Genomic DNA, 21,601 nt, shown 5'->3' on the forward strand with positions numbered 1-21,601 from the left:
TCCGCGATCCCTCGTACGCTCCGGGCGACCGTCCGGCCTCTTGTCCGGATGTCCACCGATCGACACGCGGCCACAGGCACGTGCGAATATGGGCAAGGCGGGAGATAGGGGAATCGCCCGTAGCAATCAAGAGAAAATCTGCGCCCGGGAGGGGTTTGGGGATCCCTGCATGGGCGCTATGCGGAGAGGGCATCTCTCGGCTGGGCCGACTGGAGGGAAGTTCGAGGCCATGGAGCGGCGAAGCCTTGCTCAGGCCGCTTCCCGCACCTCGATATCGACTTGCCGGCCGAGCGCCCCGAACGCGGCTTCGAGCTGGTCGAGGCGGGAGGCATGATCAAGGCGGAAGAGGCGGTCGACCGATTCGCGATTCCAGGAGAGGCGGCGAGCGAGTTCGGCCCGGGTGATGCCGGACGCCCTCAGCGCGACATAGAGCTGGACCTTGAGCGCGGCGAGGAGGGAGACGCGCACCACCAGCCCTTCCGTGTCGGGGAGCGGGATCGGCTCGCTATCGGCGATCATGCTGCCCAACGCCACCTCGATCGCATCGACGGCATGATGCAGCGCGTCGTCGCGATCTTGTCCATAGGTCACGACCATCGGGATTTTCGGACAGGTAACCAGCAGGGTGCCGTTGTCGTCCGGCGTGAGCTCGATCCGGTATCCGATCATCACTTCAGTCCCAGTTGCTTCTTGATCGCGTTGACGAGGCCAGTGCCGAGTTCCTTGCCGGCGCCATGCATCGGTAGCTCAGTCTTGCGGTCTCCGCGACGCATGATGACGTGCCCGGAGCCACCCTTCTTCGGTTCGAAAGTGCGCCCCGGGGAGGCCAGCCACTTCCTAAGTTCTCTTGCGTTCATCAGATTAGCACATTCCACACTTATGTAGAAGCCTGCGGAGGACAGATGCTGTCACGTCCATCGCCTTGCACCTCATCCCGCCTGCCGCTCCCGCCTCTGCGCCAGCGTCCGGCGCCATTTCGTCCGCAGCGCCGCCGGACGCTCGGGGTAGCGCTCATCGAGGAACGTCGCCTCCTCGACGCGGTCGGTGCGGAAATGCCGGAAATCCCGGCGCATCTCGCACCAGGCGATGAGAAGGCGGGTGGTCTCGAAATAGCCGACGCCGATCGGCCAGATCGTGCGCTCGCTCGGCCGCTCCTGCTCGTCGCGATAGCGCAGCGCGATCTTGCGGGCGCCGTGGATGGCGGCGCGCACCTGCACCATGTCGATGCGGTCCGGCAGGTTGTCCCGGATCGGCACCGAGCTGGTGGCCGGCTCCAGCACATAGGGCCGGAGGCGCTCGGGCACGGCGGCGCCGATCTTGGCGATCAGGTCCTGGGCGGCCCGGGCCAGCGCCGGATCGCCGCGGCCGGCCACCCATTGGGCGCCCAGCACCGCCGCCTCGATCTCCTCCGGGGTCAGCATCAGCGGCGGCAGGTCGAAGCCCTTGTCCAGGACATAGCCCATGCCCGCCTCGCCGCGGATCGGCACGCGCTGGCCGATCAGCGTGGCGATGTCGCGGTAGACCGTGCGCTTGGAGGTCTCGAGCTCCGCCGCGATGGCGTCGGCCGTCACCGGCCGGCGGGAGCGGCGCAGGATCTGGATGATCTGGAACAGCCGGTCGGCGCGTCTCATCGGGGTCTCGCCATGCTGGCAGCATGTTGGCAGCAGCGGCAGACGCCGGCAAGAGCGCTTCGCCCCCCTTGCCGCCAATGGGCCCGAGCGATGGGCGCCACCGTCCCGGGCGTTCCCCAGGGGGCGCATCGCCAGGTCGCCGCCTGTCCCTTTTTGGAGCACCGGGGGGTGCGCCGCTGGCTTTGTCGCCGGGCGCGAATCGGCGACGGAGAGCCGCTGCGCTCGTCCGGCCTGCGCCGGAGCGGGCCGGCTTCGAGGCCGGTATGCAACGCTTCGCCAATTCGTCGGGAAAGCATGCGCCGGGCAGCGCCGCATTAACGCGTCATTAACCATACGGGCGGCCTTATCGGTCAACGAAAGGTGACCGAATCGTGACGACCGCGGCCCGCATCCAGTCTTCCATCCGCTTCCGGGGACGCTCCTTCCTGGCGCTGGTGCTCGCGCCGGTTGCGCCGCTCGAGGACTGGCTGGCCGAGCTCGACCTGATGGCGGTGCGCTCGCCCGGCTTCTTCTCGGGCCGGCCGGTGGTGCTCGATCTGCAGGGCATCGAGCTCGATCGGGACGGGCTGCTCGCCCTGGTCGCCGACCTCGGCAAGCGCGACATCCGCATCATGGCGATCGAAGGCGCCGCGCCCAGCCTGCTCGATCCGGCGCTGCCGCCCTCGATCAGCGGCGGGCGCGACGCCCGGCCGATCGAGGAGCGCGCGAACGGGACGGCCGCCCGGGCCATGCCCTCGCTCATGCTGGAGACGCCGGTGCGCTCCGGCCAGACGGTGGCCTATCCCCAGGGCGACATCATCGTGATGGGGGCGGTGAGCTCGGGAGCCGAGATCGTCGCCGGCGGCTCCATCCACGTCTATGGCGCGCTGCGTGGCCGTGCCATCGCCGGCTCGGCGCCGGGCCAGACCAAGGCGCGCATCTTCTGCCGCAAGCTCGAGGCCGAGCTGCTGGCGATCGACGGACTGTACTGCACGGCCGACACCATGGACGCGAAGCTTCGCGGCAAGCCTGCCCAGGCCTGGCTCGAAGGCAATGCGATGATGATGGCGGCGTTCGACTAGCATCGAAGAGACGAGGTAGGCGGATGGCCAAGGTTCTGGTCGTGACTTCAGGCAAGGGAGGGGTGGGCAAGACCACGTCCACCGCTGCGCTCGGCGCCGCCCTGGCGCAGAGCGGTCAGAGCGTCGTGGTGGTCGATTTCGACGTCGGCCTGCGCAATCTCGACCTGGTGCTCGGGGCGGAGCGCCGCGTGGTCTACGACCTGATCAACGTGGTGCAGGGCGACGCCAAGCTGTCGCAGGCGCTGATCCGCGACAAGCGGCTCGACAACATGCACCTGCTGCCGGCCTCGCAGACCCGCGACAAGGACGCGCTGACGGCCGAAGGCGTCGCCCGGGTCGTCGGCGAGCTGCGCGAGAAGTTCGATTGGGTGATCTGCGACTCGCCCGCCGGCATCGAGCGCGGCGCCACGCTCGCCATGCGCCATGCCGACGCGGCGGTGGTGGTCACCAATCCGGAAGTGTCCTCGGTGCGCGACAGCGACCGCATCATCGGCCTGCTCGACTCGAAGACCGAGCGCGCCGAGCGCGGCGAGCTGATGGAGAAGCATCTCCTGCTCACCCGCTACGACCCGATCCGGGCCGGACGCGGCGAGATGCTGAAGACCGAGGACGTCATCGAGATCCTGTCGATCCCGCTGCTCGGCATCATCCCGGAGAGCCCCGAAGTGCTGCGCGCTTCCAATGTCGGCTCGCCGGTGACCCTGTCCGATCCCAGCAGCCCGCCGGCCCGGGCCTATTGCGACGCAGCCCGGCGGCTGAAGGGCGAACAGGTGGAAATGACGGTTCCCAGCGACCGCAAGGGCTTTTTCGCTGGCCTCTTCGGACGGAGGGTTGCGTGAACGTGCTCAACTTTTTCGGCCGACGCAAATCGGCGCCGGTGGCGCGCGAGCGTTTGCAGATCCTGCTTGCCCACGAGCGATCGGCCATCGGCAGTCGTCCCGACCTGCTCAACATCCTGCGCGAGGAGATCCTGGCGGTGGTCGGCAAGCATGTCGCCGTCGACAGCGAGCGGGTGCACGTCAAGATGAACCGCGGCCCGGCGGTCTCCACGCTCGAGATCGACATCGAGATCCCGAACGTGGCCCGAGCCAAGATCGCCGTGAACATGTGAGCGACCGCCGGCCCGGCGCCGGCATCGCCATGGCATGGAACGCCCTCTTCCGCGGCGCGGGGAGGGTGTTTTGCGTTGGGAGGGGCAGCCGAAGCCCCCGGAGCAGGCTCTCCCGAACCCGCTTGCTTCCAAACTCCTTGTTTCGGCGCGTCCTTGCGAGTCCGCCACATCGCAGAACGCTCCGGCAGGCCGGGCGGCCCTGATCCTGCATGGACGATGCAGGATCAATCCGCGGCGGAAGCCACCAGACGCTGCCCGGCCTCGACCGGGGCCGGCGCCGGATCCCCGGCCGGCTCGTCCGTCGCCTCGGCCTCGCCGGCGCCGACCTCGTGGCGGCGGACGAAGGCGATGGCGACGACCGCGGCGAGGAGGGTGATCGCCGCCAGCACCAGCATGGTGGTGGAGAAGGCCTCGCCATAGACCTGGCGCAGCACCGACGCGTCCCGGCCTGCGGCGGATGCGGCTTCGGCCAGGCTGCCGCCGACCACGCGGTTGGCGGCGGCGAGGATGGCGTCCTCGCCGAGGCCTCCGGCCTTCTCGCGCAGGCCCGACTGGCTCAGCGCCAGCAGCACAGCGCTGGTCACCGCGATGGCGATGGCCTCGCCCGCCACCCGCATGGTGCCGAAGATGCCCGTGGCCATGCCGGCCCGCTCCTTCGGCACGACGCTGACGGCGAGGTCGTCCATCAGCCCCCACGGGATCGCCGCGCCGACGCCGATCATGACGAGCGGCAGCACGAAGGCGGCGAGCGGGGCGCCCGGCGCCACGCGCGACAGCAGCACCAGCCCCGCGGCGCCGAGGATGAGGCCGAGGCCCGACAGCACGCCCGCCGAGACCCAGCGGGTGAACAGCGCGCCGACGAAGGGGATGACCGCCATCGGTGCGCAGAGCGGCATCAGCATCAGCCCGGTCTGCGAGGCGTCGAGGCCCTCCACGCCGATGAAGCGGGTGGGAATCAGCACCAGCAGCACCACGAAGCTGTAGGCGGTGGCGACCGGCAGGGACTGCACGGCGAGGAACCTGGGATAGGTGAACAGGCTGACGTCGAGCATCGGGCGGGCCTGCGCCCGCTCGATCATGAGGAAGGCGACGAGCATCGCCGCCGCGCCGGCAAAGAGCGCGATGACGATGCCGCTCGACCAGCCGCTCTGCGGCCCCTGCATGATGGCGAGCGTCAGGAGGAGCAGCATGGCGGTGAAGCCGGCCATGCCGAAGCCGTCGAAGCTCTTGGCATCGGGATCGCGCGATTCGGTGAGGCGCGGCACGCCGACGGCGAGGACCAGCAGGGCCAGCAGCACCGAGAGGGCGAAGACCGAGCGCCAGCCGAAGGCCTCGACCAGGACGCCGGCGACGATCGGACCGAAGGCGAGGCCGATGCCGAAGCTGGTGCCGAGCACGCTGTAGGCCCGGGTGCGTGCCGCCCCTTCGAATTCCTGCGCCATGGCGGCGATGCCCCCGACCATGGCGAGGGCGCCGGCCACCCCCTGCGCGGCGCGCACCAGGGCGAGCACAGGCAGCGACGGTGCCAGGGCGGTGCCGAGCGAGGTGAGGGCGAACAGGATCAGCCCGATGCGGAACATGCGCTTGCGGCCATGGAGGTCGGCCAGGGCGCCGGCCGCCATCACCGTCGAGCCGACGGCGAGGATGAAGGCGTTGAGCACCCAGGCGAGCGCGGCCGGGCTGCCGCCGAGATCGGCGCCGATGGCCGGCAGCGCCACGCTCGGGCCGGTGAAGGAGAGCGGCATCATGACGGCGGCGAGGCACACCGCCCCGAGCACCAGCCATTTGCCGGGCTCGATCCTGTCCGGCACGGCGGCAGATTCCGTCGCTGTCGCGGGATTGTCCGGCGGCATCGCATCCTCATTTCTGTGTGGATCGTTACAAAAACGATCGCTTCGCTTGACGTCGCCGTCAAGTGAATTATTTGTGGACCGCTACAGAAATCGCACGGCCACCGCACGAGGACCAATGGCCGCACGGGGCCGCCCCAGATGCTTCGACCGCACCGCCGCCCTGCAGCAGGCGATGGAGGTGTTCTGGGCGCGCGGCTACGAGGGGGCCTCGATCGCCGACCTCACCGCAGCGATGGGCATCGCCTCGCCGAGCCTCTATGCCGCCTTCGGCAGCAAGGAGCAGCTCTTCCGCGAGGCGGTCGACCATTATGTCGAGACCGACGGCTCCGGCTGCTGGAGGGGGTTCAACGACCATCCGACCGCGCGTGCCGCGATCGCCGCCGTGCTGGAGGCGGGCGCCGAGGCGTCCACCATGCCCGGCAAGCCCTCGGGCTGCTTCATCGTGCTGGCTGCGATGACCTGCTCGGCCGAGAATGCCGAGCTGCAGCGCGAGCTTTCCGAGCGCCGGCGCTCGCTCTGCGACGTGGTGCGGCTGCAGCTCGAGCGCGGCATCGCCCGCGGCGAGCTGGCGCCCGGCACCGACGCGCAGGCGCTCGCCGCCTTTTTCATCACCGTGCTGCAGGGCATGTCGATCCGCGCCCGCGACGGCGGCTCGCGCGAGGATCTGCTGGCCGTCGCGCGTCACGCCATGGCGGTGTGGGACGGGCTGGCGGCACGGGTCTCGCACTAGCGGTTGTGGCCCGAAGGTCACACTCGGCATTCGGCGGCGCGCCGTGGCTTGCAAAAGCCGCGTCGGCCCGGTAGGGTCCGCATCCTCGGCTCACCCCTCAACGCGGGAGGAATGCATGGCATCGAACAGCATCATGTCCCCCGCTGACGCGGGACGCTCTCGAGCGTAACTCGCCCGCGGCCCGCCTGACGGCCGCCCAGCCGACTTTTCATCACCCGATCTTCATTCGAGCGGCAACGCGCCATGCGTCGTGGTCGCTCCTCATTTCCGGAGCCGGCCGTCTGCGCGACGCCGGATCATCATCATGTCTCATGGTCCCAACCGGGAGCGCGCCAGCCCGTTCGTGGCGGTGCTCCGCTTCACCTTCGCCCATTGGGGCAGGCAACCCGTCCGGGTCGCCGCCGTGACGCTGCTGGTCATGGCCTCGACGCTCGCCGACGTGCTGATCCCGCTGTTCGCCGGGCAGCTCATCGACGCGGTCGCGGCCGGCCCGGCCGATCCCGCGGCGTGGCCGACGGCCCTGCACGCCTTTGGCCTGATGCTGGCGCTCGGCTTCGCCGCCGTCGTCTTCCGCCACTTCACCTTCACCGGCGTCACCATGATGACGCTCAAGACCATGCAGGAGGTGGTGGCGGAAGCCTTCGCCCGGCTGCAGCGCTTCTCCACCGACTGGCACGCCAACAATTTCGCGGGCTCGACGGTGCGCAAGGTGACGCGCGGCATGTGGGCGCTGGATGCGCTGCACGACACGCTGCTCACGGCGCTCCTGCCTTCGCTGGTGGTGCTGCTCGGCACGACCATCGTGCTCGGCTGGCACTGGCCGGTGCTCGGCCTCGTCATCCTCCTCGGCTCCATCGCCTTCGTCGCCATGACGGTGGTGCTGTCGCTGAACTGGGTGGCGCCGGCGGCGCGCCTCGCCAACAGCTGGGACACGCGGCTCGGCGGCGCGCTGGCGGACGCGATCTCCTGCAACCCCGTGGTCAAGGCCTTCGGGGCCGAGGCGCGCGAGGACGGGCGGATCGCCGCGGTGCTGGCCAAGTGGCGGACGCGCACGCGGCGCACCTGGCTGCGCGGCACCTATGCCGGATCGGCGCAGAACCTGTCGCTCGTGCTGCTGCGGGCGGCACTGCTCGGCGCCGCGCTCTGGCTGTGGCTCGGCGGCGGCGCCAGCGCCGGCGACATCGCCTTCGTGCTGACCTCCTACGCCGTGGTGCAGGGTTATCTGCGCGACGTCGGCATGCACATCCACAACCTCCAGCGTTCGGTGAACGACATGGAGGAACTGGTGGCGCTGCACGCCGCGCCCTTCGGGGTGGCCGACCGGCCGGGCGCCGGCCCGATCGCCATCGGGCAGGGGCGGATCGCCTTCGAGCACGTGGCTTTCCACTATGGCAGCCACAGCGAGCCGCTCTATCACGACTTCTCGGTCACGATCCGGGCGGGCGAGAAGGTCGGCCTGGTCGGGCGGTCGGGTTCCGGCAAGACGACCTTCGTCAAGCTGGTGCAGCGGCTCTACGACGTCACGGGCGGGCGCATCGCGATCGACGGGCAGGACATCGCCGGCGTGACGCAGGCGAGCCTGCGCTCGCAGATCGCCATCGTCCAGCAGGAGCCGGTGCTGTTCCACCGCTCCCTGGCCGAGAACATCGCCTATGGCCGGCCCGGCGCCTCGCAGGCGGAGATCGAGCGGGCGGCGCTGCTCGCCAACGCCCACGACTTCGTGGCACGCCTGCCCAAGGGCTATGCCACGCTGGTCGGCGAGCGCGGCGTCAAGCTGTCCGGCGGCGAGCGCCAGCGCATCGCGCTCGCCCGGGCCTTCCTGGCCGATGCGCCGATCCTGATCCTGGACGAGGCGACGTCGAGCCTCGATTCGGAATCGGAGGCGCTGATCCAGGAGGCGATGGAGCGGCTGATGGTCGGGCGCACCACCATCGTCATCGCCCACCGCCTGTCGACGGTCAGGGCGATGGACCGGATCCTGGTGTTCGACCGGGGCCGGGTGGTGGAGGAAGGCGACCACCATGCCCTGGTCCGGAAGGACAAGGGCATCTACCGCAGCCTGTTCGAGCGCCAGGCGCTGGAGCTGGCCAAGGGCGTGGTCGCCGCGTGAGGCGAGGGGAGGCGGGGCGACCCCGCCTCTCCACTCCGGCAGGGGGCAACTGCGAACTATCGGCTGGCAGGGCTTTTGCCGCTCAGGAGTTTGATGCAGAATGGAACCCATGACGGACCTTCTCGAACGCGCCGTTGCGGTAGCACGCGAGCTTCCTGCGGATGTGCAGGACGAGATTGCGCGAATGATGCTGGTGTTGGCCGGTGAGGAAGAGACTGTCGTGCAGCTCACGCCTGAGGAGGAGGAGGCACTGGCGATCTCCGAGGCGGCGGCAGCGCGGGGCGAATTTGCCACCGAGGACGAAGTGCGGGCCATCTGGGCAAAATACGGCCGATGAGGCTTCGGTATACGACGCCCGCCGCGCGCGACCTCGACCAACTTCTCGACTATCTCTATCAACGCTCGGAGCAGGGTGCACGCAGTGTTCGCGCAAGCATCGAGGCGACGCTGTCTGTGCTTGTGCAATATCCTCTGGCGGGCAGACTTACCAATCGCCCCATTATCAGGCGTATCGCCGTTTCATCCTATCCATATGTAATCTTCTATCGCGCATCGAAGGATGAAATCATCATTCACGCCGTGCGCCACGCCGCCCGTCGTCCGGCTTTTCTACCGAGCGGGGCGTGATCGGGATGACCGGACAAGCCGGGGTCCCGGCCGGCAGCCGGCGCCGCGTCACGTCTTCCTGGCGTCAGGCAAAGTCCGCTCGACCGGCGTGATGCGCAGCGAGGTGATGCGGTTCTTCTGCTTGCGCAGCACCTGGAATCGGAAGCCGTGGAAGGTGAAGGTCTGGCCGGCCTCGGGGATCTGCCGCGCCTCGTGGATGACGAGGCCGGCCACGGTGGTCGCGCCCTCGTCGGGCAGGGTCCAGTCCATGGCGCGGTTGAGGTCGCGGATCGGCACCGAGCCGTCGACGTTCACGGCCCCGTCGGCCTGCGGGCGGACGCCGGAGACGGCGACGTCGTGCTCGTCGGCGATGTCGCCGACGATCTCCTCGATGATGTCCTCCAGCGTCACCACCCCCTGCACCACGCCGTATTCGTCGACGACGAAGGCGAAATGCATCTTGCGCCGGCGGAAGGAGCGCAGCTGGTCGTCGAGCGTGGTCGAGTCCGGCACGAACCAGGCCGGCAGGGCGATCTCCTCCGGATCGATGCGGGCGGCGTCGTTGTCGGCGGCGTCGAGGGCCCGCAGGAGGTCCTTGGCATGGATGACGCCGACGATGTTGTCGGGCTTGCCGCGCCAGACCGGCACGCGGGTATAGGGCGCGGCCAGCACCTCGCGCACGATCCGCGCAGCGTCCTGGCCGAGGTCGACGGCGAACACCTTGGTGCGATGCACCATGACGTCGGCCACGGTGAGCTCCTGCAGGTCGAGCAGGCCGCCGAGCATGTCGCGGTCGGCCTTCTCGACCGAGCCCTCCCGATGCAGCAGGTCGACCGTGCCGCGCAGCTCCTCGGCGGCCGAGAGCAGGGCCGTGTCCTTGCCGATGCGGAAGCCGAACAGGCGCAGCGTGCCCCGCACCAGCCAGTTGACGGCGGTGGTGAACGGCCTCAGCAGCCAGACGATCAGCCGCACGGGGAAGCCGACCGCGAGGGCGAAGCGCTCGGGATAGTTCAGCGCCAGGGTCTTGGGCAGCACCTCGACGAAGATGATGGTCATCACGGAAATGCCGCCGGTGGCGTAGATGACGCCGACATTGCCGAAGACGTCGACCAGCACGCTGGTGGTCAGCGCCGCGGCGGCGGTGTTGACGATCGCCGTGCCGATCAGCAGCGAGCCGATCATCGCCTCGCGCAGCTCGAGCAGGCGGTTGACCACCCGGGCCCGGCGGCTGCCGGCCTTCTCCAGCGCGAGCAGACGCGCGCGGGAGGCCGCGGTCAGCGCCGTCTCCGAGCCCGCGAAGAAGAAGCCGGCGGCGAGCAGCAGGAAGACCAGCGTGGCGGACAACCAGGTTTCGGCGGTCATCACGGGCGCATCCCTCGGCCGGTGCCGGCCGTCTCGGGTTCAGGCCTCGGCCAGCTTCTCGGCCAGGAAACGGCGCACCGCCTCGGGATCGACATCCCGTGCGATGAAGCTGCGGCCGATGCCGCGGGTGAGGATGAAGGTGAGCTGGCCGCGCCGGACCTTCTTGTCCTGGGTGATGGCCGCCATCAGCTCGTCCGCCGTGCCGACGCCGCCGGGCACCTCGCCGAGCCGCGTCGGCAGGCCGACCGCGGCGAGATGGGCGGCGACGCGCGAGGGCTCCTCCTGCGGGCAGAGGCCCTGGCGCGCTGAGAATTCGTGCGCCAGCACCATGCCGATCGCCACGCCTTCGCCGTGCACCAGGCGGTTGCCGTCATAGCGCGTCACCGCCTCGAGGGCATGGCCGAAGGTGTGGCCGAGGTTGAGCAGCGCCCGGTCGCCGGTCTCGGTCTCGTCGCGGGCGACGATCGCCGCCTTGGAGCGGCAGGAGCGGGCGATGGCGGTCTGGCGCGCCGCGCCGCCGGCCAGCACCTCGCGCCAGCTGCGCTCCAGCCAGTGGAAGAACGGCTCGTCGTCGATCAGCCCGTATTTCGCCACCTCCGCATAGCCGGCGCGGAACTCGCGCGGGCTGAGCGTGTCGAGCACCGCCGTATCGGCGATCACCAGGCTCGGCTGATGGAAGGCGCCGACGAGGTTCTTGCCGTGCGGGGAGTTGATGCCGGTCTTGCCGCCGACGGAGCTGTCGACCTGGGCCAGCAGCGTCGTCGGCACCTGGACGAAGCGCATGCCGCGCCGCACCACCGCCGCGGCGAAGCCCGCGAGGTCGCCGACCACGCCGCCGCCGAAGGCGAGGACGATGTCGCCGCGCTCGATCTTCGCGGCGATGAGCTCGTCGCAGACCCGGGCGAAGGTGGCATAGTTCTTCGAGCCCTCGCCCGGGCGGACCGTGACGGCGGCGTGCTTCAGCCCCGCGGCCTCCAGGCCGGCGGCGAGGGTGGGAAGATGCAGGCGCGCCACCGTCTCGTCGGTGACGACCGCGACGCGGGCGCCGGGGGCCAGCGCCGCGACGCGGGCGCCGGCGCCGGCCAGCAGGCCCGGTCCGATGGCGATGTCGTAGGAGCGTTCGCCGAGGGCGACGGGGACGATGGTCGGCTCGGTCACGCGGTTGCTCCGACGAGATGGGCTTCGAGGGCGGCGGTCACCTCCTCGATGACGACGTCATGGGCGACATCGCGCGAATGGACGGTGACGTCGGCCTGCGCATAGACGGGGTAGCGCAGGTCCATCAGGCCGCGCAACGTCGCCTCGGGGTCGGCGGTCTTGAGCAGGGGGCGGTTGGCCTTGCGCCGGACGCGCCGCATCAGCACGTCGAAATCGGCCCTGAGCCAGACCGAGACGCCGTGCTCGCGGATGTTCCCGCGCGTCTCCTCGTTCATGAAGGCGCCGCCGCCGGTGGCCAGCACGATCGGCGTCTGGCCGTCGAGCAGGCGGGCGATGACGCGCCGCTCCTTGTCGCGGAAGAAGGGCTCGCCCTCCTCGGCGAAGATCTCGGAAATGGTCTTCTGCGCCGCGGCCTCGATCTCGGCGTCGGCATCGTGGAACGCCAGGCCCAGACGCCCGGCGAGACGCTTGCCGACGGCGCTCTTGCCGGCACCCATCATGCCGATCAGCACCACCGACCGCGCGCCGAGCGCCGCCAGCAGCGCCCGCTCGCGCTCGCCCGGTGCGGTCTTCGTCGTCACATCCATCGCCTGTCCGAGAAACTCGATTGTTCCGCTGTTTTGGCCGGACGGCACGCCGGACGCAAGAGCGAGCCTGCGGGCAGGCTCGGGCGAGGCCGCGGGCGCGACTTGAGGAGACGGCAAACCACCGCCTTCATCCGCTCACAGCTTCGCCATGTTGCCAAATCACTCTCGTCCGTGATCGAAACAGGACATGGCCCGCGAGCTCATCCTGCGATGCCGAGTCTCCTGCGCTTCCTGACGATTCTGGCAGTGCTGGGAGCGCTGGGATACGGCGCCCTGTACGCGCTCGCCACCTTCGTGAAGCCGGCGACGCGCGAGATGGTCACGCCGGTGCCGCTGACGAGGATCGGACAATAATGGCGAGGACGCCGAGCGACCAGCAGCTGATCCAGGCCTTTCTCGAGATGGGGTCGGCCGAGCGCGGCGCGGCGGCGAACACGCTCGACGCCTATCGGCGCGACCTCGGCGACTGGCGCGATTTCCTGGCCTCGCGCGGCGTCTCGATCGTCACCGCCACGGCCGAGCACGCCCGCGAGCACCTGGCTGCCCTGGCCGGGCTCGGCTTCAAGGCCACCACGACGGCCCGCCACCTCTCGGCCATCCGGCAATTGCACAAGTTCCTCTATGCCGAGGGCCTGCGCCGCGACGACCCGACCACCATGCTGGACGGGCCGCGGCGGGGCCGGACGCTGCCGAAGGTCCTGTCGGTGGAGGAGGTCGACCGCCTCCTCGCCTGCGCCCGCGAAGGCGTCGAGGACGGCGGCCGGCCGCTGCCCGAGCGCCTGCGCGCCGCGCGGATGACGGCGCTTCTCGAGACGCTCTATGCCTCGGGCCTGCGCGTCTCCGAGCTGGTCAGCCTGAAGCGCACCGCCGCCCGGCCGGGCGTCGACGTGCTCGCCGTGGTCGGCAAGGGCGCCAAGGAGCGCATCGTGCCGCTGACGCCGGCGGCCAAGGCGGCGATGCAGGCCTATCTCGCCCTGCTCGACGCGGCGCGGGCCGAGGCCGGCAAGGCGGAGGCCAGGCCCTCGCCCTGGCTGTTCCCGTCCTTCGGCGAGAGCGGCCATCTCACGCGCCAGCACTTCGCTCGCGACCTCAAGGCGGTCGCCGCGGCGGCCGGCATCCGGCCCGACCGGGTCAGCCCGCACGTGCTGCGCCACGCCTTCGCCAGCCACCTCCTGCAGAACGGCGCCGACCTGCGCTCGGTGCAGATGATGCTCGGCCACGCCGACATCGCCACCACGCAGATCTACACCCACGTGCTGGACGAGCGCATGAAGGCGATGGTGCGCGACCTGCACCCGCTGGGGGACGAGTAGGGGGAGCGGCGGGCGGTGGAGAACGGGGGTCCCAGGGCTTTCCGCGGGAACCTCGCCGTCATGGCCGGGCTTGTCCCGGCCACCCACGCGAACTCGACGTCGAGTTGCTGACGGTACGGTCGGCCGGTGCCCTTGGCGGCCCCCCATCGTGTTCGCGTGGATGGGCGTGACAAGCACGCCCATGACGTCGCGGGGTGGTGGATTCCGTCTTGCCTTCCCTTTCCCCCGCCCTACACCGGCAGCCCGGGCTCGGCCTTCACCTCCTCCATCACCGTATAGGTCCGGGTCTCGCGCACGCCCGGCACGCTCCACAGCGCCTCGCCGAGGAAGCGGCGATAGGCGGCCATGTCGGCGACGCGGACCTTGAGGAGATAGTCGAAGCCGCCGGCCACCATGTGGCACTCGATGACGTCGCGCGTGCGCCGCACCGCGCCGGCGAAGCGGTCGAACACGTCGGGCGTGGTCTTGTCGAGCAGAACCTCGACGAAGACGAGGAAGGAGCGGTCGAGCCGGGTCGGGTCGAGCCGGGCGCCGTAGCCGGTGATGAAGCCCTCGCGCGTCAGCCGCTTCACCCGCTCGGTGGTGGCGGTCGGCGACAGGCCGACCTGGTCGGCGAGGTCGACGGTGGCGATGCGCCCGTCGGCCTGCAGGATGGCGAGGATCTTGCGGTCGGTGCGGTCGAGCGACGATGGGGCCATACGGCAATTTCACCATTGAATCGTCATATCATAGCGAATTCCTCGGAAAAATCCCAAAGATCCCGATCGTTTCACCCCTGTCTTGCTGCGATAATCCAGGCCTGCCCCGGGGAGCCGCCGCCATGACCGCCGCCAGATCCGACCTGCCCATGTTCGCCGCTCCCTATGCTGCCGACGACGGCGTCATCGTCGGCCGGCTCCTCAACCAGCCGCGGCTCGACCAGGCGGCGGAGGCGCGGATCGACGCCCGCGCCACTCGCCTGATCCAGGCGATCCGCGACAGCGCCGGCTCGATCGGCGGCATCGAGGACTTCCTGCGCGAATATTCGCTCTCGACCAAGGAGGGCCTCGCCCTGATGATCCTGGCCGAGGCGCTGCTGCGCGTGCCCGACAAGGTCACCGCCGATGCGCTGATCGAGGACAAGCTGGGGCAAGGCGACTGGGCCCACCGCGAGACCAAGTCGGACGCCTTCCTGGTCTCGGCCTCGGCCTGGGCGCTCGGCGTCACCGCGCGCATCATCCAGCCCGGCGAGACGCCGGAGGGCATCGTCGCCTCGCTCGCCAAGCGCATCGGCGTGCCGACCGTGCGCACGGCGACGCGCCAGGCCATGAAGGTGCTCGGCTCGCATTTCGTGCTCGGCCAGACCATCGGCGAGGCGCTGAAGCGCGCCGCCTCGGGCGAGGCCCGCGGCTTTCGCTATTCCTTCGACATGCTGGGCGAGGGCGCCCGCACCGCCGAGGACGCGAGGCGCTACTTCAAGAGCTATGCAGACGCCATCGATGCCATCGGGCGCAATGCCGGCAACGAGGCGCTGCCGGCGCGGCCGGGCATCTCGGTCAAGCTCTCGGCGCTGCATCCGCGCTACGAGGCGGTGAGCCATGAACGGGTGATGGCCGAGCTGGTGCCCGAGGTGGTCGAGCTCGCCCGCCAGGCCAAGGGCTACGACCTCAACTTCACCATCGACGCCGAGGAGGCGGACCGGCTGGAGCTCTCCCTCGACGTCATCGCCGCGGTGCTGGCCGATCCGGGGCTGGCGGGCTGGAGCGGCTTTGGCCTGGCCATCCAGGCCTATCAGAAGCGCGCCTTCGCCGTCATCGAGCATGTCGAGGCGCTGGCCGCGAGCCTCGGCCGGCGGCTGATGGTGCGCCTGGTCAAGGGCGCCTATTGGGACACGGAGGTGAAGCGGGCGCAGGAGCGCGGCCTCGACGACTATCCGGTGTTCACGCGCAAGCCGGTGACCGACCTCAACTATGTCGCCTGCGCCCGCCGGCTGCTGGCGGCGCGCCCGCATCTCTATCCCCAGTTCGCCACCCACAATGCGCTGACCATCGCCAGCATCATCGAGGCGGCCGGCGGGGTCGAGGGCTACGAGTTCCAGCGCCTGCACGGCATGGGCGAGCAGGCCTACAAGGCGCTGATGCGCGAATTGCCGGCGGCCGCCTGCCGGGTCTATGCGCCGGTCGGCGGCCATGCCGACCTCCTGGCCTATCTCGTGCGCCGGCTCCTGGAGAACGGCGCCAATTCCAACTTCGTCTCGGTGTCGGCCGACCCGGCCGTGCCGGTCACCGAGCTGCTGAAGCGCCCGGCCGCCCTGGTCGGCTCGCCGGCGCGGGCGCGGCATGCCCGCATCCCGCTGCCCAAGGCGCTCTACGGCGCCGAGCGCCCCAACTCCGCCGGCGTCGAGCTCGGCTCGCGCGAGGCCCTCGCCGGCCTCGAGGCCGAGATCGCCGCCGGCCGCAAGCTGGCCGAGGCGGCCTCGATCATCGGCGGCAAGGCCGGCGGCGGCACGCCGCGGCCGGTGCTCTCGCCGATCGACGGCAGCCCGGTCGGCACGGTGACCGAGGCCGGCGCCGAGGCGGCGAGCGCGGCGATGGCGGCCGCGGCCGCCGGCTTCCACGCCTGGGACCGCACCGACGTCACCGTTCGCGCCGCGGCGCTGGACAAGGCGGCGGGCCTCATGGAGGCGCGGCGCGGCATGCTGCTGGCGCTGCTGCAGGACGAGGGCGGCAAGACGCTCGACGATGCGCTGGCCGAGCTGCGCGAAGCCGTCGACTTCTGCCGCTACTATGCCGCGCAGGCGCGCAAGATTTTCGGGCCCGGCGAGCACATGCCGGGGCCGACCGGCGAGGACAATATCCTGCGCCATCGCGGCCGCGGCGTGTTCGTGTGCATCAGCCCCTGGAACTTCCCGCTGGCGATCTTCCTCGGCCAGGTGGCGGCGGCGCTGGCGGCCGGCAATGCGGTGGTGGCCAAGCCCGCCGAGCAGACGCCGCTGATCGCCCATGCCGCGGTGAAGATCCTGCACGAGGCCGGCGTGCCCACGTCCGCCCTGCACCTCGTGCTCGGCGACGGGCGCACCGGTGCGGCGCTGACCGGCCATGCCGCCGTGGCCGGCGTCGCCTTCACCGGCTCGACCGAGACGGCCTGGGCGATCAACCGTTCGCTGGCGGCCAAGAACGCGGCCATCGTGCCGCTGATCGCCGAGACCGGCGGCATCAACGCGATGGTCGTCGACGCCACCGCCTTGCCCGAGCAGGTCGCCGACGACGTGGTGACCTCGGCCTTCCGCTCCGCCGGCCAGCGCTGCTCGGCCCTGCGGCTGCTCTGCGTGCAGGAGGACGTCGCCGACAAGGTCGTCGCCATGATCAAGGGCGCGGCGGAGGAGCTGAAGCTCGGCGACCCCCGACAGCCCGCCACCCATGTCGGCCCGGTGATCGACGCCGAGGCCAAGGCGGGACTGGAGGCGCATATCGCTGTCATGAAGGGCGCGGCCCGGACGCATCTCGCCATGGCGGCCCCGGCGCAGGGCACCTTCGTCGGCCCGCACATCTTCGAGATCGCCCGGGTCGAGGACCTGACGCGCGAGGTCTTCGGCCCGGTGCTGCACGTGGTGCGCTGGAAGGCCGGCCGGCTCGCGCCGCTGCTCGATGCCGTCGCCGCCACCGGCTACGGCCTGACGCTCGGCGTCCACACCCGCATCGAGGCGACGCTCGCCGCCGTCGCCGAACGCATGGCGGTCGGCAATATCTACGTCAACCGCAACATGATCGGCGCCGTGGTCGGCACCCAGCCCTTCGGCGGCGTCGGCCTCTCCGGCACCGGGCCCAAGGCGGGCGGCCCGAACTATCTGAAGCGCTTCGCCGCCGAGCAGGTGATCGCCGTCAACACCGCCGCGGCCGGCGGCAATGCCAGCCTGATCGCCATGGGCGAGGAATAGCTGCAGACCATCACGATCACCGAAGCCTCCTGCTCGACTCCAGTGATCCTCGAATGATGGTCGTGCTCAGATTGCGTGCGGCATGGCATCATGTCGCTGCCATCCACCGGTCCGCATCATTTGTTGTTGTACTGATACTATTATTTGAGGAAAATATGACGCGCTTCGTCTCGGCTGCCGACGCCAACCGTCGGTTTTCCGAAATCCTCGGGCAAGCCGCCCAGGGAGAGACGGTGATCATCACGCGTCGAGGCCGTGCGGTGGCCCAGCTCACGCCCGTCGATCGACGGTCGCTCAACGGAGCCAAATCTGCGGCCTGGGAACGTCTGTTGGGGACGCTCGCGGAAGGCCTGCCACTTGGCGGTTATCGCATTGATCGCGACAGTCTGTACGATTGGTGATCGATGCGTCTCACCCGCGATACCAACCTGCTCGTTTATGCCGTGGATCAGGAGTTCGGCGAGGCCGCAGGTTAACCAATCACCAACGGCTCCTCTGCTATGCCGCACCTTCGACGGGGCGGAGCGCCGGGAGCCATGGCCGAAACTCAGACGGCGGAATTCGACCAGTTCGCCTCCGGCTACCAGGCGGCCGTCAACCAGTCGATCGCCTTCTCCGGTCTGAAGGTCGAGACCTTCGTCGCCGCCAAGGCGCGCTATCTCGCCGAGCTGTTCGTGCGCGAGGGCATCGGCGCTGATGCGCCGATCCTCGACATCGGCTGCGGCGTCGGCACCTACGAGGCATTGCTCGGCGGGCGCTATTCCCGGCTCAGCGGCATCGACATCTCGTCGGAATCCATCCGCCTGGCGCAGGAGAAGGCATCGGGCGCGTGCTTTGCAGCCTATGACGGCGTGCGCATCCCCCATGCCGACGCCAGCTTCGCCGCGGCCTTCGCCATCTGCGTCTGGCACCACGTGCCGGTGCCGGCCTGGCAGGGCTTCGTCGCCGAGGCGCTGCGGGTGCTGAAGCCGGGCGGCGTCTTCGCCGTGTTCGAGCACAATCCCTGGAACCCGCTGACGCGCTGGGCAGTGGAGCGCTGCGTCTTCGACAAGGACGCGGTGCTGCTGTCCATGCCGACGGCCAGGCGCCTCATGCGCCAGGGCGGCTTCGAGCCGGTCGAGGCGCGTTTCATCCTCAGCCTGCCGGCGGTGGACGGGCTCGGCGCCCGGCTCGACCGCGCTCTCGGCTTTGCGCCGAGCGGCGCGCAATATTGCGTCGCCGGGCGGCGCCCGCGATAGGACGCGGCCTCACGGCGGCTGACATCCGCGGCAGGACGGACCGCTGCCGACGCTTTCAAAAAAATCCGACATCCCGTGTCGGATCGACGGGGCCTCGCTCGTCCTCTGATCATGGATCGCTGATTCATGGGAGCGAAGGTCGTGTCGCAACGGATTGGAATCGCGGAATCCGAGATCAGGGTCATCATCGAAGCCTGGGCCGATGCCGTCCGGCGGCATGACCTTCCGGCCGTCCTGGCCCATCACGATGACGACATCGTCATGTTCGATGTGCCGCCGCCGCTACAGTCGCGCGGCATGGCGGAATACGAGAAGACCTGGGATCTGTTCTTCGCCTATCACGAGCCCGGGCAAGCCTTCGACGTCGAAGAGCTGCAAATATGCGCCGGGGACACCGTCGCCTTTGCGGTCGCCATCATGCGGTGCGGGTCGGCCACAGTCAGCGGTCCTCCCGTGCCGGGCGGCTTCCCGTTTCGGCTGACCATCGGCTTTCGCAAGGTCGACGGCGCCTGGCGCATCCGGCACGAGCACCATTCGGTGCCGGCGACGGATTAGAGAGACCGGAGGCGTTCCGGCGTCCGGAGCGCGATCGGCCCGGTCGAAAGCATCCTCGCCCAGCTTTCGCCGGCAACCCGCAGAGGAGAGGAAATCGCATGACCACGACCGACACCTACCTCGCCGTCTTTCTCGGCAGCAAGACGAACCCGCGCATGAAGGCGTGGATGGCCCTTCCCGAGGTGGAACGGCGCGCGAAGGAGCAGGAAGGCATCGCCGCCTGGAAAGCCTGGGTCGAAAAGCATCACGCGGCGCTCGTCGCCATGGGCGGGCCGCTGGGGAAGACGAAGAAGGTCACCGAGCGCGGCATCGAGGATGTGAGCAACGAGATGGGCGCCTTCACGGTCGTGCGCGCGGACTCGCACGAGGCGGCCGCCGAGCTCTTCGAGAACCATCCACATTTCACGATCTTCCCGGGCGAATCCGTGGAGATCATGCCGATCCTGCCGATACCAGGCGCCTGACCGGCGGCAACATCCGTACCGTCAGTTCAAGAAGGATGAAGAGCATGCCCAACACCCTGCGCCTGCACCGCGTTCTGGCGACCAGCCCGGAGAAGGTCTATCGCGCGTTCCTCGAGGCGGACGCGTTTGCGAAATGGCTCCCGCCCAATGGCTTTGCCTGCACGGTGCATCATCTTGAGCCGAACGTCGGCGGTACCTTCAAGATGTCCTTCCGGAACTTCACGACGGGCGAGAACCACGCGTTCGGCGGCGAATATGTCGAGCTCGTGCCGGCGGAACGTCTGCGCTACAGCGAGAGGTTCGACGATCCCAATCTGCCCGGCGAGATGCAGGTGACCGTGACGCTGAAGACGGTGTCGGTCGGCACCGAGCTGGATATCACGCAGGCAGGCTTGCCGGACGTCATTCCGCTGGAGGCCTGCTATCTCGGCTGGCAGGAGTCGCTGCAGAACCTGGCGAGGCTCGTCGAGCCCGAGATCAACCAGTAGGGCATCGCGGTCGCGCGGAGGCGGCCGGCGCCGGGCGGCCTCCGCGATCCGGCGCCGGCGTCCCGAGTTGCGGAAGGAGCCGTCAGGCGTCGACGTTCGTCGGCAAGACGATGACGTCGTGGATCGTGACATTCCGCGGTCTGCTCAAGATGAACAGGACGGCTTCGGCGACCTCCGAGGGGTCGATCAGCGCCCCCGCATCCTTGACCGCCTGCAGCCGATCTGCCTCCCAGTCCGCCAGCAAGGCCGAGATGACCGGCCCGGGCGAGACCTGGGAGACGCGCACGCCGTGCTTGTTGACCTGGCGGCGCGTGGTCTGCGTGAAGCAGGTCATCGCCCATTTCGACGCGGAGTAGACCGGCTCGTGCTTGATGGCGGAATGGCCTGCCAGTGAACACGTCACGACGATATCCCCGACACCGCGCTCGATCATGTGCGGAAGGACGGCGTGGACATTCTTGATGACGGCATTGATGTTCAGATTCAGCATGCGGTCGATCGTGGTCGCGTCGGTATCCACCAGATCGCCGCCGATATATGTTCCGGCATTGCAATGAAGGATGTCGATCTTGCCGGTTTTCTTCAGTATTTCGGGGACCATGGCGGCGCAACTGTCGACATCGAGCAAGTCGGTGACCTGCGCTATCGCCTTTCCACCTGCTTTCGCGACGAGCTCGCTCAGCGCCGCAGCATTTCGATCGACCATGACCACGGTCGCGCCCGCCGTCATGAGAACTTGCGCTGTCGCCAGTCCAATACCGGAGGCCGCTCCCGTGATGACGGCAATCTTTCCATCGAGCTCGTTGGCCATGGTCAGTCTCCTTATGGACTCGAAAATCGGGCTTCAGCCTGCGCTCGGCGGCGCACGCTCATACCGCGAGGGGATTTCTTTGCAGGGCAGGCAGCGCGGTGCCGTCCTGTCCGAACAGATGCGCGGCTGAAGCGGTGACGCTGACGCCGACGCGGTCATGGACCCTTGAGGCGTCAGCGCCGTCGGCCTGGACGATGAAGAGGCTGGAGGCGGTGATCTGGACATAGAGGAAGGTCTGGCCGCCGAGGCGTTCGACGACCATGACCTCGCCGGCGAGCTCGCCGGTGTCCGAGCGCCTGAGATGCTCGGGGCGGATGCCGAGCGTCACGGTGTCGCCGGGGGCGATGCCGTCGGCGCAGACCGGCACGGTGAGGGCGGCCCCGCCGGGCAGGTCGACGGTGAGGCCGGCCGCGCCGGCGGCCCCTGCGGTCACCGCGATGAAGTTCATGGTGGGCGAGCCGATGAAGCCGGCGACGAAGCGGTTGCGGGGATGATGGTAGAGCTGGAGGGGCGAGCCGACCTGCTCGACGCGGCCGTCGCGCAGCACGACGATCTTGTCGGCGAGCGTCATCGCCTCGACCTGGTCGTGGGTGACGTAGATCATGGT

At 69.4% G+C, this 21,601-nt stretch carries 25 protein-coding genes; 15 read left to right on the forward strand and 10 right to left on the reverse strand.

Features of this window, described 5'->3' with window-relative positions; genetic code table 11:
• Positions 1 to 249: 249 nt before the first annotated feature.
• The 3 genes from QO011_RS35805 to QO011_RS35815 form a co-directional block, all read right to left on the reverse strand.
• The gene (locus QO011_RS35805) at positions 250 to 669 is read right to left on the reverse strand and encodes a type II toxin-antitoxin system HicB family antitoxin (RefSeq protein ID WP_307283282.1); all 420 of its coding nucleotides are present in this window, start codon (positions 667 to 669) and stop codon (positions 250 to 252) included.
• Entirely contained in the window at positions 669 to 857 is a 189-nt protein-coding gene (locus QO011_RS35810; protein WP_307283285.1) for a type II toxin-antitoxin system HicA family toxin, read from the reverse strand. The genes QO011_RS35805 and QO011_RS35810 overlap by 1 nt, the downstream gene beginning before the upstream one ends.
• Before the next feature lie 72 nt (positions 858 to 929).
• The gene (locus QO011_RS35815) at positions 930 to 1,631 is read right to left on the reverse strand and encodes a helix-turn-helix transcriptional regulator (protein ID WP_307283288.1); all 702 of its coding nucleotides are present in this window, start codon (positions 1,629 to 1,631) and stop codon (positions 930 to 932) included.
• Between the two features lie 371 nt (positions 1,632 to 2,002).
• Here QO011_RS35815 and minC point away from each other — a divergent pair, with 371 nt between their 5' ends.
• Genes minC through minE form a run of 3 tightly spaced genes read left to right on the forward strand, consistent with a single transcriptional unit; the run spans position 2,003 to position 3,803 of the window.
• On the forward strand, positions 2,003 to 2,692 hold the full coding sequence (minC, locus tag QO011_RS35820; protein ID WP_307283290.1) for a septum site-determining protein MinC: 690 nt from the start codon (positions 2,003 to 2,005) through the stop codon (positions 2,690 to 2,692).
• Between the two features lie 23 nt (positions 2,693 to 2,715).
• A complete protein-coding gene (minD, locus tag QO011_RS35825) occupies positions 2,716 to 3,531 on the forward strand; it encodes a septum site-determining protein MinD (RefSeq protein ID WP_307283292.1) in 816 nt (271 codons plus the stop codon).
• A complete protein-coding gene (gene minE, locus QO011_RS35830) occupies positions 3,528 to 3,803 on the forward strand; it encodes a cell division topological specificity factor MinE (protein WP_307283294.1) in 276 nt (91 codons plus the stop codon). Before minD ends, minE begins: the two co-directional genes overlap by 4 nt.
• 224 nt (positions 3,804 to 4,027) lie before the next feature.
• On the opposite strand, the gene QO011_RS35835 is transcribed toward minE, so the two are convergent.
• Positions 4,028 to 5,614, reverse strand: coding sequence for an MFS transporter (locus QO011_RS35835; RefSeq protein WP_307283296.1), 1,587 nt, complete (start codon positions 5,612 to 5,614; stop codon positions 4,028 to 4,030).
• 157 nt (positions 5,615 to 5,771) lie between these two features.
• On the opposite strand from QO011_RS35835, the gene QO011_RS35840 reads away from it, so the two are divergent.
• The 4 genes from QO011_RS35840 to QO011_RS35855 all read left to right on the forward strand — a co-directional run bounded on the left by QO011_RS35840 (position 5,772) and on the right by QO011_RS35855 (position 9,123).
• A complete protein-coding gene (locus tag QO011_RS35840; protein WP_307283298.1) occupies positions 5,772 to 6,386 on the forward strand; it encodes a TetR/AcrR family transcriptional regulator in 615 nt (204 codons plus the stop codon).
• Positions 6,387 to 6,690: 304 nt separating this feature from the next.
• Entirely contained in the window at positions 6,691 to 8,496 is a 1,806-nt protein-coding gene (locus tag QO011_RS35845; RefSeq protein WP_307283300.1) for an ABC transporter ATP-binding protein, read from the forward strand.
• A gap of 109 nt (positions 8,497 to 8,605) precedes the next feature.
• Complete coding sequence (locus tag QO011_RS35850; RefSeq protein ID WP_307283301.1) at positions 8,606 to 8,833, forward strand: hypothetical protein; 228 nt, start codon at positions 8,606 to 8,608, stop codon at positions 8,831 to 8,833.
• Complete coding sequence (locus QO011_RS35855; RefSeq protein WP_307283304.1) at positions 8,830 to 9,123, forward strand: type II toxin-antitoxin system RelE/ParE family toxin; 294 nt, start codon at positions 8,830 to 8,832, stop codon at positions 9,121 to 9,123. The genes QO011_RS35850 and QO011_RS35855 overlap by 4 nt, the downstream gene beginning before the upstream one ends.
• A gap of 48 nt (positions 9,124 to 9,171) precedes the next feature.
• Here QO011_RS35855 and QO011_RS35860 read toward each other — a convergent pair whose 3' ends face one another.
• The 3 genes from QO011_RS35860 to QO011_RS35870 are packed head-to-tail and all read right to left on the reverse strand — an operon-like array spanning position 9,172 to position 12,209.
• Positions 9,172 to 10,464 carry an HlyC/CorC family transporter gene (locus QO011_RS35860; protein WP_307283307.1) on the reverse strand — a complete coding sequence of 431 codons (1,293 nt, stop codon included), beginning with the start codon at positions 10,462 to 10,464 and terminating at the stop codon, positions 9,172 to 9,174.
• Between the two features lie 39 nt (positions 10,465 to 10,503).
• On the reverse strand, positions 10,504 to 11,622 hold the full coding sequence (gene aroB, locus QO011_RS35865) for a 3-dehydroquinate synthase (RefSeq protein WP_307283310.1): 1,119 nt from the start codon (positions 11,620 to 11,622) through the stop codon (positions 10,504 to 10,506).
• Positions 11,619 to 12,209, reverse strand: coding sequence for a shikimate kinase (locus tag QO011_RS35870; RefSeq protein ID WP_370882060.1), 591 nt, complete (start codon positions 12,207 to 12,209; stop codon positions 11,619 to 11,621). The genes aroB and QO011_RS35870 overlap by 4 nt, the downstream gene beginning before the upstream one ends.
• 210 nt (positions 12,210 to 12,419) lie before the next feature.
• Between QO011_RS35870 and QO011_RS35875 the strand changes: the two genes are divergently transcribed.
• A complete protein-coding gene (locus QO011_RS35875; RefSeq protein WP_307283315.1) occupies positions 12,420 to 12,563 on the forward strand; it encodes a histidine kinase in 144 nt (47 codons plus the stop codon).
• A complete protein-coding gene (locus tag QO011_RS35880) occupies positions 12,563 to 13,522 on the forward strand; it encodes a site-specific tyrosine recombinase XerD (protein WP_307283318.1) in 960 nt (319 codons plus the stop codon). The genes QO011_RS35875 and QO011_RS35880 overlap by 1 nt, the downstream gene beginning before the upstream one ends.
• Positions 13,523 to 13,752: 230 nt before the next feature.
• Here the strand turns inward: QO011_RS35880 and QO011_RS35885 are convergent, their stop codons facing one another.
• Complete coding sequence (locus tag QO011_RS35885; protein ID WP_307283321.1) at positions 13,753 to 14,220, reverse strand: Lrp/AsnC ligand binding domain-containing protein; 468 nt, start codon at positions 14,218 to 14,220, stop codon at positions 13,753 to 13,755.
• A gap of 122 nt (positions 14,221 to 14,342) precedes the next feature.
• On the opposite strand from QO011_RS35885, the gene putA reads away from it, so the two are divergent.
• The 6 genes from putA to QO011_RS35915 all read left to right on the forward strand — a co-directional run bounded on the left by putA (position 14,343) and on the right by QO011_RS35915 (position 20,183).
• A complete protein-coding gene (gene putA / locus QO011_RS35890; RefSeq protein ID WP_307283325.1) occupies positions 14,343 to 17,438 on the forward strand; it encodes a bifunctional proline dehydrogenase/L-glutamate gamma-semialdehyde dehydrogenase PutA in 3,096 nt (1,031 codons plus the stop codon).
• Positions 17,439 to 17,491: 53 nt separating this feature from the next.
• Positions 17,492 to 17,839 (forward strand): type II toxin-antitoxin system Phd/YefM family antitoxin, encoded by a 348-nt coding sequence (locus QO011_RS35895; protein WP_307283327.1) that lies wholly within the window; start codon positions 17,492 to 17,494, stop codon positions 17,837 to 17,839.
• Positions 17,840 to 17,974: 135 nt separating this feature from the next.
• On the forward strand, positions 17,975 to 18,676 hold the full coding sequence (locus tag QO011_RS35900) for a class I SAM-dependent methyltransferase (RefSeq protein ID WP_307283330.1): 702 nt from the start codon (positions 17,975 to 17,977) through the stop codon (positions 18,674 to 18,676).
• A gap of 141 nt (positions 18,677 to 18,817) precedes the next feature.
• Positions 18,818 to 19,231: a nuclear transport factor 2 family protein gene (locus tag QO011_RS35905; protein ID WP_307283333.1), complete on the forward strand. Its 414-nt coding sequence runs from the start codon at positions 18,818 to 18,820 to the stop codon at positions 19,229 to 19,231.
• Positions 19,232 to 19,329: 98 nt separating this feature from the next.
• Positions 19,330 to 19,695, forward strand: coding sequence for a YciI family protein (locus QO011_RS35910; RefSeq protein ID WP_307283336.1), 366 nt, complete (start codon positions 19,330 to 19,332; stop codon positions 19,693 to 19,695).
• A gap of 44 nt (positions 19,696 to 19,739) precedes the next feature.
• Positions 19,740 to 20,183: an SRPBCC family protein gene (locus QO011_RS35915; protein WP_307283339.1), complete on the forward strand. Its 444-nt coding sequence runs from the start codon at positions 19,740 to 19,742 to the stop codon at positions 20,181 to 20,183.
• 82 nt (positions 20,184 to 20,265) lie between these two features.
• On the opposite strand, the gene QO011_RS35920 is transcribed toward QO011_RS35915, so the two are convergent.
• Both QO011_RS35920 and QO011_RS35925 read right to left on the reverse strand, forming a co-directional pair.
• The gene (locus tag QO011_RS35920) at positions 20,266 to 20,994 is read right to left on the reverse strand and encodes an SDR family oxidoreductase (RefSeq protein WP_307283341.1); all 729 of its coding nucleotides are present in this window, start codon (positions 20,992 to 20,994) and stop codon (positions 20,266 to 20,268) included.
• Between the two features lie 58 nt (positions 20,995 to 21,052).
• Positions 21,053 to 21,601 (reverse strand): TOBE domain-containing protein (locus QO011_RS35925; RefSeq protein WP_307283343.1); only part of this gene is annotated, 549 nt, incomplete at its 5' end.

Origin of the sequence: Labrys wisconsinensis, assembly GCF_030814995.1 — a bacterium.
GTDB lineage: Bacteria > Pseudomonadota > Alphaproteobacteria > Rhizobiales > Labraceae > Labrys > Labrys wisconsinensis.